Here is a 12653-nt window from a genome sequence, read left to right on the forward strand (position 1 = left end):
GGAATTAGTGAAACCCGCACGGCCCAATTCCCACTGATGCCGCTATGTTAATGGAGGATCATATCAACCGATGCGGCAGCCGTTATTTCGAGACCAGGCTACATACGATAGTTGACGCGACAAAGCTGCACGACGGAGAACAACAAATCCGATCCAAGATGCCATTCCACCGAAGCCATTCGAGTAAGAAGCAGTCATCAGTGCAGAGACAGCGAAACCCCGCTTTGTCCCGCTTAGCAGACATCCATGCGCCCCGCAGCGAGCGTCCGCTTTGAGGTTTACTGCCTGCCAAAAAGGACCGTTTGTTGAATGGTATATTTTCTGGGGCAATTTCACGCATAACCGCTGATACGTCATCTCCCTCTAATTCACCAAAAAACGGGTAAGGGGTGATATGCTCGGCGCTCGAATTGGTTCATCAACCGAGTAAAAACGGCAAACCTACTTCTTGTCCCGCGCGTCTTTTTCGTCCTTGGTCAGCGTCTGACCCCAAACATTCTTGGAAATTCCAAGCTCGGGTTTCATCGGCTTGGTCTTGCCCTTTTTCACAGCGCCACCCTTATTCAGGAATTCCTGAATAAGGGCGTCTTCCGTGGTCGATTTCGGAACTTGTTTCATCGCAATCCCCTAGCTCTCTTCGGTTTCAGCGTCCTCGACATCATCGCCCTGATCCGCGATCCATGCGACTGACACGACGCTTTCGTTCTTGCCGGTATTGAACACTTTCACACCGCCAGCCGAGCGTGAGCGGAAGGAAATCCCCTCGACGGGCACGCGGATCGACTGGCCCTTGGAGGTGGCGAGCATGATCTGATCGTCCAGCTCTACAGGGAAGCTGGCCACGACGTCGCCACCGCGCATCGCCTTGTCCATCGCCGTGACGCCCATGCCGCCGCGACCGCGCAGGGGGTAGTCGTGCGAGGAGGACAGCTTGCCCGCGCCTGCGCTCGTGATGGTCAGGATCAGGTTCTCGACCGCCGACATTTCCGCATAGCGTTCTTGCGATATCTGTGTGTTGGCATCGCCTTCCTCTTCCTCGGGCAGCTCTGCATCATCGGCAAGGCCCGCCATGGCGCGGCGCATCTTGAGGTAGGCTGCGCGCTCGTCCGAGGTGGCATCGAAGTGGCGGATAACCGACATCGACACGACCTTGTCATCGCCCTGCAAACGGATGCCGCGCACACCGACAGATGCGCGCGAGTTGAAGACGCGCACGTCCGTTGCACGGAACCGGATCGCGCGGCCGGAGTTGGTCACCAGCATGACATCATCGTCATTGCTGGCGATGCGCGCGTTGATCAAGGTGGTTTCGGCGTGATCATCCTCGAATTTCATTGCGATCTTGCCGTTGCGCATGACGTTGGTGAAATCGGACAGCTTGTTGCGCCGCACCGTGCCTGCGGAGGTGGCGAAGACAACCTGTAGATCGTCCCACTCGTCCTCGTCGCGGTCCACCGGCATGATCGCTGCAATGGAAACGCCCGTTGGGATTGGCAGGATGTTGATGATCGCCTTGCCCTTGGCGGTGCGCCCGCCGAGCGGCAAGCGCCATGTCTTGAGCTTGTAGCTCATCCCGTCGGTGGTGAAGAACAAAAGCTGCGTGTGGGTGTTGGCCACGAAGAGCGTCGTGATGACGTCCTCGTCTTTGGTCTGCATGCCAGCGACACCCTTGCCGCCACGGCGCTGCGCGCGGAAATCTGCAAGGGGCGTGCGTTTGATGTAGCCGCCCGAGGTGATGGTGACGACCATGTCCTCGCGCTCGATCAGGTCCTCGTCTTCCATATCGCCGGACCAGTCGACAATTTCGGTGCGGCGCGGCACGGCGAATTTCTCGCGTACTTCTTTCAACTCGTCGCGGATAATTTCCATGATCCGTTCGCGCGATCCAAGTATTTCCAAGTATTCTCTGATCTTTGCGGCAAGTTCTTTAAGTTCATCCGTTACTTCCTTGACGCCAATTTGTGTCAGGCGTTGCAGACGCAGATCAAGAATGGCGCGCGCTTGCGTTTCGGACAGGTTATAGGTGCCATCGTCATTCATCTTGTGGGTCGGATCATCAATCAGATTGATGTATTCGGCGATCTCCATCGCGGGCCAGCGGCGTGTCATCAGCTTTTGACGCGCTTCGGCTGCGTCCGCAGAGGAGCGGATGGTGGCGACCACTTCGTCCACATTGGTAACCGCGACCGCGAGGCCACAGAGAATATGGCTGCGCTCGCGGGCTTTGCGCAGCTCGAAAGCGGTGCGGCGCGCTACAACATCCTCTCGGAAGTCTATGAAACTGCTCAAGAAACGCAAAAGCGTGAGCGTCTCGGGGCGACCACCGTTCAACGCCAGCATGTTGCAGCCAAAGTAGGTCTGCATGGGCGTGAAGCGGAACAACTGGTTCAGCACGACCTCTGCCGTGGCATCGCGTTTCAGCTCGACCACGACGCGCACGCCGTTTCGATCGCTTTCGTCCTGCACGTGGGCGACGCCTTCGATCTTTTTCTCGCGCACTTGCTCTGCGATCTTTTCGATCATCGACGCCTTGTTCACCTGATAGGGAATTTCATCGACGATGATCGCATAGCGGTCTTTGCGGATTTCCTCGACGCGGGTCTTGGCACGGATCACGACAGAACCGCGCCCCTCAAGATAGGCTTTGCGCGCACCGCTGCGGCCCAGCATGATCGCCCCTGTGGGGAAGTCGGGACCGGGTACATATTCAATCAATTCCTCACTGGTGAGGTCGGGATTGTCGATCAGTGCAAGGGTCGCCGTGACCACTTCGCCAAGGTTATGGGGCGGGATGTTTGTGGCCATGCCGACGGCAATACCGCCTGCGCCATTGACCAGCATGTTAGGATAGCGCGCCGGCAATACTGTCGGTTCGCGATCTTTTCCATCGTAATTGTCCTGAAAATCCACCGTATCCTTGTCAATATCGGACAACAGATAGGCGGCAGGCTTGTCCATGCGTACTTCGGTATAGCGCATGGCGGCTGCGTTATCACCGTCCATGGAGCCAAAGTTGCCTTGCCCGTCAAGCAGGGGCAGCGACATGGAGAAATCCTGCGCCATGCGCACCAGAGCATCATAGATAGCGCTATCGCCATGGGGGTGATATTTACCCATGACGTCGCCAACAGCGCGCGCTGATTTACGGTAGCTTTTGTCGTGGGTATTTCCGGCTTCGTGCATCGCATACATGATGCGGCGGTGGACGGGTTTCAGACCATCGCGCAGGTCGGGAATCGCACGGCTGACGATGACCGACATGGCATAATCAAGGTAAGAGGTCTTCATCTCTTGGGTGATCGAGATGGAGGGGCCCGTGTAGGCCGATACCGGAGCTTGATTTTCGTCTTCGTTTTCAGGGGTTTCTGGGGTGTCGTTCACGTGAACTATCCTGCCTTATCACCGCGCACGCACTTTGGGCGAGCCGCTATATTTTGTTAGCTCGAATGTAGCAGAAACATTATGTAGGGTGCAATGGCAAGCGCCGCTAAAAACGCGGCGCAGGGCGCGATTAGCTCTCGAACATGCGTGAATACTTGGTGCCCTCGATTGTCGCGCCAAGGCGAATGCCGGCTTGACCAAAAACGATGCCCACCACGGGCGACATCGCCGTCGCGGTATTCGTGCTAAGAGATTCGCCGTCCCCGAGGAAGGTGGCGTCCACATCTGCGCCAGCGGCCCAGCCATCGCTCTCGCGGAAATCACGCAACGAATCTTCGGTCATGAAGAACAGCACATGGGCGTATTGATTTGCGCCGATCTGAATGCCGAAATTCGCTTTTGTCGCGGTAAAGTAATCCACCGTGCTGCCGCCAATCCGAAGTGCACCGCGCCCGAAACCGCCGCCAAAACCAAACCCCGCTTCAGTAATGAGCGGCATGACCAACATGCCCGAAGAGCGGGCTGCGATTGCGCGTGTTCTAGGAAATTCGGCGTACATCTGTGCCAGCGTGGCATCGACGCGGCCTTCGATGCGATCCACGCTGGAATTGGTGCGTCGATTGTCGCAAGCGCCAAGGAAAAAGGCACCGGCCAGTCCGGAAAGCGCAAATGCGCGGCGCGAGAAATTCGTCATGGGGTTACCTGCTCATAGCCTCAACTGCCCAACTCTTATGGCTGGATGTGAACGTAGTTTATGCGAGGCGCGCATGGAAGTCATCCACGCGCGCTAGCCGCAAGCGGAGTTCAGCGCAAAATGTTACCCATTTGCCAGAATTTGTGCGACGCGCGGTGCGAAATAGCTCAATATCCCGTCGCAGCCCGCGCGTTTGAAGCACATCAGGCTTTCCATCATCACGCGCTCGCCGTCGATCCAGCCGTTCTGCGCCGCCGCCTCGATCATCGCGTATTCGCCGCTCACTTGATAGGCATAGGTGGGCACGCCGAATTCGGTTTTGACGCGCCCGCAAATATCAAGGTAGGGCATGCCGGGTTTCACCATGACCATATCCGCGCCCTCGGACAGGTCGCGCTGGATCAGGCGCATTGCTTCGTCCGAATTGGCAGGGTTCATCTGGTAGGTTTTCTTGTCGCCCTGCAAGGCACCGGACGCTCCGACCGCGTCGCGAAACGGGCCGTAATAGCTTGAGGCGTATTTAGCCGCGTAACTCAAGATCATCACGTTGTGGTGGCCCGCACTTTCCAGCGCGCCGCGCATCGCGCCAATGCGCCCGTCCATCATATCGGACGGCCCGATGATATCTGCGCCGGACTCGGCCTGCGCGAGGGTCATTTTAACCAGCGCCTCTACGGTGCGGTCATTGACGATCTCGCCATGTTCGACAAAACCGTCATGTCCGTTGCTATTATAAGGATCTAGCGCGACGTCCGTCATCACAGCAATATCGGGCACAGCGTCCTTTATCGCGCGTGTAGCGCGGTTGCTCAGGTTGTCGGGGTTCCACGCCTCAGCACAATCTTCGGTTTTGAGGCTTTCGTCGGTATAGGGAAACAGGCAAACCGCTGGAATTCCAAGGCTATGCGCCTGTTTCGCAGCCTCTACGATCTTATCGACGGAGCGGCGCATGACGCCGGGCATAGAACTCACAGGCTCTTCGACCCCTTTGCCATCGCGCACGAAAAGTGGCCAGATCAGATCGGCCGGGCTAAGCGTGTTCTCCTGCGTCAGCGCGCGCAGTGCAGGGGTGCGGCGCGCGCGGCGAAAGCGGGCAGCGGGGAAGGGGGCGACGGTTCGGGTCATGGGCGGCCTCATGGTCTATTTGTCTCGCTCCAGACCTGCCATGCACAGCGGCTCAGAACAAGGCTGGGAATTGCTACCAAGGCCAGTTATAGAACCCGCGATAACTCTAGAGCTGTAATCGTGAGCCGAGCTTGGATCTGACCGACGCCCTTTTTGAACTGATCGACATGCGCTCGTTCTCGAACCTGTGGTTCTGGATCGCGCTTGCTGTGATGTGGTCGAGCGCCTCGCACTATGTTCTCGGGGTGCCGTATGATCTTGTGCTGCGCGCGCGCCGCTCTGGCGGCGAAGCGGTGAACGACATGGAAGATCTGGTGCGCATCAACGTCAACCGGCTGCTCTATATCGGGCGCATGTCGGGTCTTTGGCTGGCGGGAATTACCTGTTTCATGCTCACAGGTCTTGGTCTGCTTGGTTTTATCTACTGGGTGGAATTTGCGCAGGCGCTATTTTTGTTGCTTGCGCCGATGACGGTTGTGGGGCTTCTCAGCCTCAATACCGCGCGGTTGATCCAGATCGAATCTGCCTCGGGGGACGCGCTGTACAAGCGTTTGTTCCGCCACAGGATCACCGTGCAACTTATTGGCATGGTGTCGATATTCGTCACGGCCATGTGGGGCATGTACACCAATCTGGCGCTTGGTCCTCTGGGCATTTGACGTATTCGCCGCAAGGACCATATGCGCGTTATGACTGACACATCCAATATCACCGTTTCCGGTGCGCCCGAGGGCTTTGATGCGCAATTGATCCTGCGCGAAGTGGAGCGCAGCGGTGCGCCCGTGCTGCATGTTGCGCGCGACGACAAACGCATGGCGGCGATGCAGGACGCTTTGCGCTTTTTCGCCCCCGATATGCCTGTCGTGGTCTTTCCGGGCTGGGATTGCCTGCCCTATGATCGGGTTTCCCCGAACGCGGATATTTCGGCGACGCGCATGGCGACGTTGGCGGCGCTTGTACACGAGATGCCGAAGCGTTTCATTTTGCTCACGACCCTTGGCGCTGCGACGCAGCGTGTGCCTGCGCGCGCGGTCCTGCGCGAGGCGGCGTTCAGCGCGAGCGTCGGCGGGCGCGTCGATGAAAAAGCGCTGCGTAACTTCCTAGTGCGCATGGGTTTTGTGCAAAGCCCCACGGTGATGGAGCCGGGTGATTACGCGGTGCGCGGCGGTATCATCGACATTTTTCCGCCGGGCGAGCAGGGACCGATCCGCCTTGATCTGTTTGGCGATGTACTGGACGGCGCGCGCCGGTTTGATCCGGCAACGCAGCGCACGACAGAAAAGCTGGATGTGATCGAACTTGCGCCAGTGTCCGAGGTCATTCTGGACGAGGCGGCGATTACGCGGTTTCGTCAGAATTACCGCATCGAATTTGGCGCGGCTGGCACGGATGATCCTTTATATGAAGCGGTGAGCGCGGGGCGCAAACACCAAGGCGTCGAGCATTGGATGCCGTTTTTTCACGAGCGGCTTGAGACCTTGTTCGACTACTTGCCAAACGCGACAATCACCTGCGACGACCAACTTACCGCCGCGCGCATAGCCCGCTGGGAAAGCGTCGCGGATCAATACGAGACGCGTAAGATTGCGATGAATGCCAAAAAGCGGATGGATTCGGTTTACAAGCCAGCTCCTGCGGGGCTGTTGTATCTGGACGAGGCGGCATGGGACAAAGCGGTTGCCGCGCATCGCGTAGTGAAATTCAGCGCGCTGGCGCAAGCGGTCGGGCTTGGCGTTACCGATGCTTCGGGACGCATCGGGCGTAATTTTGCGCCAGAGCGTCAACAGGAAAGCATCAGCCTTTTCGGTGCGTTAGCCGCGCACATCAAAGCAAAGCTCGACACTGGCCCCGTGGTTATCGCCTCCTACTCCGAGGGTGCGCGCGAGCGCCTCACGGGGCTTATCGAGGACGAAGGTTTCGCCGAGACAATCGCCGTGCGCGATGCCAAAGGCGTGGGCAAACGTGGGCTGCATCTGGCGGTTTGGGCGTTGGAGCATGGCTTTGAGACGCCCGATCTGACGGTGATTTCCGAGCAGGATGTGCTTGGAGACCGTCTGATCCGCTCCGCCAAGAAGCGCCGCAAGGCAGAGAACTTTCTGACCGAAACACAGAGCCTCAATCCCGGTGATTTGGTGGTGCATGTGGATCACGGCATCGGGCGCTATCAGGGGCTTGAGGTGATCACGGCGGCGGGCGCGGCGCATGAGTGCATTTTGCTCGACTATGCAGAAAACGCGCGGCTTTATCTGCCGGTCGAGAACATCGAACTATTGAGCAAATACGGCCATGAAGAGGGTCTTTTGGACCGTCTTGGTGGCGGCGCGTGGCAGGCGAAAAAGGCCAAGCTAAAAGAGCGTATTCGCGAGATGGCGGACAAACTGATCCGCGTCGCCGCCGAGCGCGCTTTGCGCCGTGCGCCCATAATGGAGCCGCCGCCGGGCATGTGGGACGCGTTTTCCGCGCGCTTCCCGTATCAGGAAACCGACGACCAACTTGGCGCGATTGGCGATGTTCTGGCTGATATGGGATCGGGTCAACCGATGGATCGATTGATTTGCGGCGATGTGGGGTTCGGTAAGACCGAAGTCGCCATGCGCGCCGCCTTTATCGCGGCCATGTCCGGTGTGCAGGTTGCGATCATCGCGCCCACAACCTTGCTGGCGCGTCAGCACTACAAGAGTTTCGCCGAGCGTTTTCGCGGCTTTCCTATCGAAGTGCGCCCCTTGTCGCGGTTTGTCTCAAGCAAAGACGCCGAGGCAACCCGCAAGGACATGGCCTCCGGTGCGGTGGATATTGTGGTGGGCACCCATGCGCTTCTGGCCAAAAACACCAAGTTCAACAACCTTGGTCTGCTGATCATTGATGAAGAGCAGCATTTCGGTGTCGGGCATAAAGAGCGCTTGAAGCAGATGCGCACTGATATTCATGTGCTTACGCTGACGGCGACGCCGATCCCGCGCACCTTGCAATTGTCCCTATCAGGCGTGCGTGATTTGTCGATCATCGGCACGCCCCCCGTGGATCGCCTTGCCATTCGCACTTATGTCAGTGAATTTGACGCCGTGACCCTGCGCGAGGCGCTTTTACGCGAGCATTATCGCGGGGGGCAGTCTTTCTATGTGGTGCCGCGCATTTCGGACCTGCCGGAGATCGAGGCGTTCCTGACAGAGCAATTGCCCGAGCTTACATACATGGTCGCGCATGGCCAGATGGCGGCGGGTGAGCTTGATGATCGCATGAACGCCTTTTATGATGGCAAATACGATGTGCTTTTGGCGACAACGATTGTTGAATCCGGCCTTGATATTCCCACGGCGAACACGATGGTGGTGCACCGCGCCGATATGTTCGGCCTTGCGCAGCTCTATCAAATTCGTGGACGTGTGGGGCGCTCGAAGACCCGCGCTTATGCGTATTTGACGACGAAACCGCGCGCGAAACTAACGTCGACGGCCGAGAAACGCCTGCGGGTTCTGGGGTCATTGGACACGCTGGGGGCTGGTTTCACCCTTGCCTCGCAAGACCTCGACATTCGCGGTGCGGGCAATTTGCTGGGCGAAGAGCAATCGGGACAAATGCGCGATGTGGGCTATGAACTTTATCAGTCCATGCTCGAGGACGCGATTGCCAAGATCCGCTCTGGCGAGATGGATGGCCTTTCGGTGAATGACGATCAATGGGCACCGCAGATTAATCTGGGCGTGCCTGTGCTTATTCCCGAGACCTTCGTGCCTGATCTGGATGTGCGTTTGGGGCTGTATCGACGTTTGTCATCGCTGACGACAAAAGTGGAGCTGGAGGGGTTTGCTGCCGAGCTGATCGACCGTTTCGGCAAATTGCCGAAAGAGGTGAACACGCTGATGTTGGTCGTGCGCATCAAGGCCATGTGCAAGAAGGCGGGAATTTCCAAGCTGGACGGCGGGCCAAAGGGCGTCACAGTGCAGTTTCACAACGACAAATATGCTTCGCCCGAGGGGCTTGTGTCGTTCATTCAGAGCCAGAAGGGCCAAGCAAAAGTGCGCGACAACAAGATTGTGGTGCTGCGTGACTGGGGGACGGATGTGGATAAGATCAAAGGCGCGTTTTCGATCGCGCGTGATCTGGCCGAACATGCTGGTGCGATTAAACGCAGGGCGGTATAGCAAATTCGGACCGGTTTTGTCGGACCGGCTTTGCCTGTCCGATCCGCTGGGGGAGCGCGGCTCCCCCAGACCCCCTACGAGGTATTTTCGACCGAAGAAGGGTTTAAGGCTTAGCGTCTGGCGAACCAGTCTTCGATCTTGGGTTTGAGCCAGTCCCAAAGCGTCGGCGCACCGCGCGCGATTTTGGAGCCGACGCGGGCCTCGATCGTCCCGAAGCTTACCTTGTAGTCGCTCCAAGAGCCACCGTTTGACATAAGGTTCTGATTGGGCGGTTGGAAGCGGTCGAGGGATTTGGCGAAAATGGCGTCCGGCGTTGCTGCGGCTTCAAACTCTTCCCAGAGCGCCCGCAGGTCTCGCGATTGATCTGTTGGGAGCAGACCGTAAATGCGATCTGCGGCCTTGGCTTCATCTGCTTCCATCAAGGCAATGTCGTGATCGCCAAAAATGGGCGCATCTCCTGCGTCGATTTCCACGAGATCGTGCAGCAAAAGCATTTTTATCACGCGATTGATATCAACGCCCACAGGCGCATGTTCACCCAAGATCAGCGCGTAGAGCGCGATATGCCAACTGTGCTCGCCCGAGTTTTCATGGCGCGATCCATCGCAGAGCGTAGTCGCGCGGATCACTGATTTCAGCTTGTCCGCCTCGTTCAGGAAGGCCATTTGCGCATTGAGGCGTGCGCTCATTCGGGCGACGTATCTGCGGCCGCGTCCAGACGCGCCGCAGCGCGGTCGATCCGCTCGTTGAGCATTTTGCGCCCCCGGTCGAGCGCCATGCGTACACGTGCTGCGGTCATGAAGGCTTCCTCGGCCGTGGTCGAGGAACTGGCGAGCAAGTTGCCTATATCGACCACCAGCTCTTCGTCGCCAAGCGCGTTCGCCGCTTCGATAGCGTCACGGGCCAGATCATCGGCCAGCTTGTCGATAATCGCGCTCATGGCAACGCCTCCTTTAGCGTGTCGTCTCTGTCAGGCGGCGTTTCACATAGGTCGAGACGTTGCCGATCATCGTGTCCATATGTTGCTCTTCCTTGAAGAAGTGATCGGAGCCTTCAAGTTCCTGGTGCGTGATCGTGATGCCCTTTTGCTCGTGCAATTTATTGACGAGGCCGACCGTATCCGCAGGCGGCGCAACGCGGTCCGCAGTGCCGTTGATGACGAGGCCAGACGCGGGGCAGGGCGCGAGGAAGGAGAAATCATAAAGGTTCGCGGGCGGGCTAACCGAAATGAAACCGGTGATTTCAGGGCGTCGCATCAAGAGCTGCATGCCGATCCACGCGCCAAAGGAAAAACCGGCGACCCAGCAATGTTTGGAGTTGTTGTTCATCGATTGCAAGTAGTCGAGCGCGGAGGCGGCATCGGAGAGCTCGCCAATGCCTTGATCATATTCGCCCTGGCTGCGGCCAACGCCGCGAAAGTTAAAGCGTAGAACGGTAAAGCCCATGTTATAGAACGCATAGTGCAGGTTGTAGACGACCTTGTTGTTCATCGTTCCGCCAAATTGCGGATGGGGATGCAGCACGATTGCAATCGGTGCGTCCTTTTCCTTTTGCGGATGATAGCGGCCCTCTAGGCGACCTTCGGGACCTGGGAAAATAACCTCGGGCATATGCGTAAACTCCTGCGCGAAAGCGCCGCTGCCATTCTTGACGAATTCGCTAGGGCACTTTAGAACTATTCTAAGTCGAGCGGGGCTCAACCATCGACAAGCAGATATGCGCTGCTTGCGCGAAGGTCAATCTCATCAGTGCACTAAGGTGTTTTGAATGGCTCGGGGTGCAGTGATTTAGGGGCAGGTGATGAAGTTATCGACAAAGGGGCGCTATGCGATGGTCGCGCTTACAGATATTGCGCTGCAACCGGGCGATACGCTGGTGACCTTGGGCGATATTTCCAAACGCCAGGATATATCGCTGCCCTATCTGGAGCAGTTGTTCGTGAAATTGCGCCGCGCGGAATTGGTCATGTCGGTGCGTGGCCCCGGCGGCGGCTATCGTTTGGCTAAGGCCATGTCCGATATTCGGGTACTCGACGTGCTTGCTGCGGTGGATGAAACTGTGGATGCGATGCACAAGGGAGCGGGCGCGTCGGGCGGCAGTTCTGGCAGCCGTGCGCAGTCGATGACCAACCGTTTATGGGAGGGGCTGAGCGCGAACGTCTATGTCTACTTGCACCAGACGCGGCTTTCGGACGTTGTAAACAATGCGCTTGCGCCATGTCCGGCGGTTCCGAGCCTGTTTGATATCGTGGACGAATAATGGCGCGGGTTTACTTGGATCATAACGCGACCGCGCCGCTACGGGCCGAGGCCAGGGACGCGATGATCGCGGCGATGGACGCGGTGGGCAATCCGTCTTCTGTGCATGCAGAGGGGCGCACGGCGAAGGGCGTCATGGAAAAGGCGCGTGCACAAGTGTCAGCAGCGTTTGGCGCAGAGGGGGCGGATATCGTGTTCACCTCTGGCGCGACGGAAGCGGCCGGATTGGCGTGCATGGGGCGCGATCTGGCAAGCGCGCGGGTCGAGCATGATGCAGTACTGAGTTGGACCTCGGGTGAGCTTGGGGTTGATGCGGCCGGCGTGGTTATGCTGGATGATCCGCGCAAAAGCTCGGTGCAGCTGGCCAATTCGGAAACCGGCGTTGTTCAGGTATTGCCAGATGGATTGGCCGTGTCGGATATGACGCAAGGTTTTGGCAAGCTACCCGTGGCTTTCAACTGGTCTGGCGCGGATATGGCGTTGATTTCGGCGCATAAATTGGGTGGCCCCAAGGGGATCGGTGCGCTGGTGTTGAAGCGCGGCCTTGATGTCACGGCACAGATAAAGGGCGGGGGCCAGGAAATGGGGCGCCGCTCTGGCACGGAAAACATCATCGGAATTGCAGGTTTTGGCGCAGCGGCAGCGGCAGCGCAGCGCGATCTGGAGGCGGGTGTTTGGGATAAAATCGAGAAACTTAGAAACATTCTAGAAACAGCTATTGCAGATCGCGCAAAGCACACTATTTTTGTCGGGAAAGATACGAAACGCCTGCCAAACACATCCTGCATCCTCACGCCCGGTTGGAAGGGCGAGACGCAAGTGATGCAAATGGATCTGGCGGGTTTTGCGATTTCGGCGGGCTCTGCCTGTTCAAGTGGCAAGGTCAAAGCAAGTGGAGTTTTGATGGCGATGGGGCTCAATGAGGCTGCGGCATCTAGCGCCATCCGGGTCTCTTTGGGGCCGGAGACGACTGAACAAGAGGTGTTGGCCTTCGCGGATGCGTGGCTGACAGGGCACGATAAATTTCGCGCGCGCCGCGCGCTGTAGAACACG

Annotated in this window: 11 protein-coding genes; 4 read left to right on the forward strand and 7 right to left on the reverse strand. The window is 58.0% G+C overall.

Annotated features, from left to right (window positions below; translation table 11 throughout):
- Window positions 1-441: 441 nt before the first annotated feature.
- The 4 genes from B9P63_RS19215 to hemB all read right to left on the reverse strand — a co-directional run bounded on the left by B9P63_RS19215 (window position 442) and on the right by hemB (window position 5200).
- Window positions 442-618: a hypothetical protein gene (locus tag B9P63_RS19215; RefSeq protein ID WP_176219145.1), complete on the reverse strand. Its 177-nt coding sequence runs from the start codon at window positions 616-618 to the stop codon at window positions 442-444.
- A 9-nt stretch (window positions 619-627) separates the two neighbouring features.
- The gene (gene gyrA, locus B9P63_RS10600) at window positions 628-3381 is read right to left on the reverse strand and encodes a DNA gyrase subunit A (RefSeq protein WP_085308578.1); all 2754 of its coding nucleotides are present in this window, start codon (window positions 3379-3381) and stop codon (window positions 628-630) included.
- Window positions 3382-3511: 130 nt separating this feature from the next.
- Entirely contained in the window at window positions 3512-4075 is a 564-nt protein-coding gene (locus B9P63_RS10605; RefSeq protein WP_085308580.1) for a lipid-binding SYLF domain-containing protein, read from the reverse strand.
- A 123-nt stretch (window positions 4076-4198) separates the two neighbouring features.
- Window positions 4199-5200: a porphobilinogen synthase gene (hemB, locus tag B9P63_RS10610; RefSeq protein WP_085308582.1), complete on the reverse strand. Its 1002-nt coding sequence runs from the start codon at window positions 5198-5200 to the stop codon at window positions 4199-4201.
- 131 nt (window positions 5201-5331) lie between these two features.
- On the opposite strand from hemB, the gene B9P63_RS10615 reads away from it, so the two are divergent.
- Both B9P63_RS10615 and mfd read left to right on the forward strand, forming a co-directional pair.
- A complete protein-coding gene (locus B9P63_RS10615; RefSeq protein ID WP_176219146.1) occupies window positions 5332-5859 on the forward strand; it encodes a component of SufBCD complex in 528 nt (175 codons plus the stop codon).
- A 30-nt stretch (window positions 5860-5889) separates the two neighbouring features.
- The gene (gene mfd, locus B9P63_RS10620) at window positions 5890-9342 is read left to right on the forward strand and encodes a transcription-repair coupling factor (protein ID WP_085309190.1); all 3453 of its coding nucleotides are present in this window, start codon (window positions 5890-5892) and stop codon (window positions 9340-9342) included.
- A 110-nt stretch (window positions 9343-9452) separates the two neighbouring features.
- Here mfd and B9P63_RS10625 read toward each other — a convergent pair whose 3' ends face one another.
- Genes B9P63_RS10625 through B9P63_RS10635 form a run of 3 tightly spaced genes read right to left on the reverse strand, consistent with a single transcriptional unit; the run spans window position 9453 to window position 10952 of the window.
- On the reverse strand, window positions 9453-10031 hold the full coding sequence (locus tag B9P63_RS10625; RefSeq protein WP_085308584.1) for an HD domain-containing protein: 579 nt from the start codon (window positions 10029-10031) through the stop codon (window positions 9453-9455).
- The gene (locus B9P63_RS10630) at window positions 10028-10282 is read right to left on the reverse strand and encodes a hypothetical protein (RefSeq protein ID WP_085308586.1); all 255 of its coding nucleotides are present in this window, start codon (window positions 10280-10282) and stop codon (window positions 10028-10030) included. The genes B9P63_RS10625 and B9P63_RS10630 overlap by 4 nt, the downstream gene beginning before the upstream one ends.
- Before the next feature lie 13 nt (window positions 10283-10295).
- Window positions 10296-10952: an alpha/beta hydrolase gene (locus B9P63_RS10635; protein WP_085308588.1), complete on the reverse strand. Its 657-nt coding sequence runs from the start codon at window positions 10950-10952 to the stop codon at window positions 10296-10298.
- A 190-nt stretch (window positions 10953-11142) separates the two neighbouring features.
- Here B9P63_RS10635 and iscR point away from each other — a divergent pair, with 190 nt between their 5' ends.
- Complete coding sequence (iscR, locus tag B9P63_RS10640) at window positions 11143-11601, forward strand: Fe-S cluster assembly transcriptional regulator IscR (RefSeq protein WP_085308590.1); 459 nt, start codon at window positions 11143-11145, stop codon at window positions 11599-11601.
- Complete coding sequence (locus tag B9P63_RS10645) at window positions 11601-12647, forward strand: cysteine desulfurase family protein (protein WP_085308592.1); 1047 nt, start codon at window positions 11601-11603, stop codon at window positions 12645-12647. The genes iscR and B9P63_RS10645 overlap by 1 nt, the downstream gene beginning before the upstream one ends.
- Window positions 12648-12653: the final 6 nt, after the last annotated feature.

Source organism: Planktotalea arctica (genome assembly GCF_002105285.1).
Classification (GTDB): domain Bacteria; phylum Pseudomonadota; class Alphaproteobacteria; order Rhodobacterales; family Rhodobacteraceae; genus Planktotalea; species Planktotalea arctica.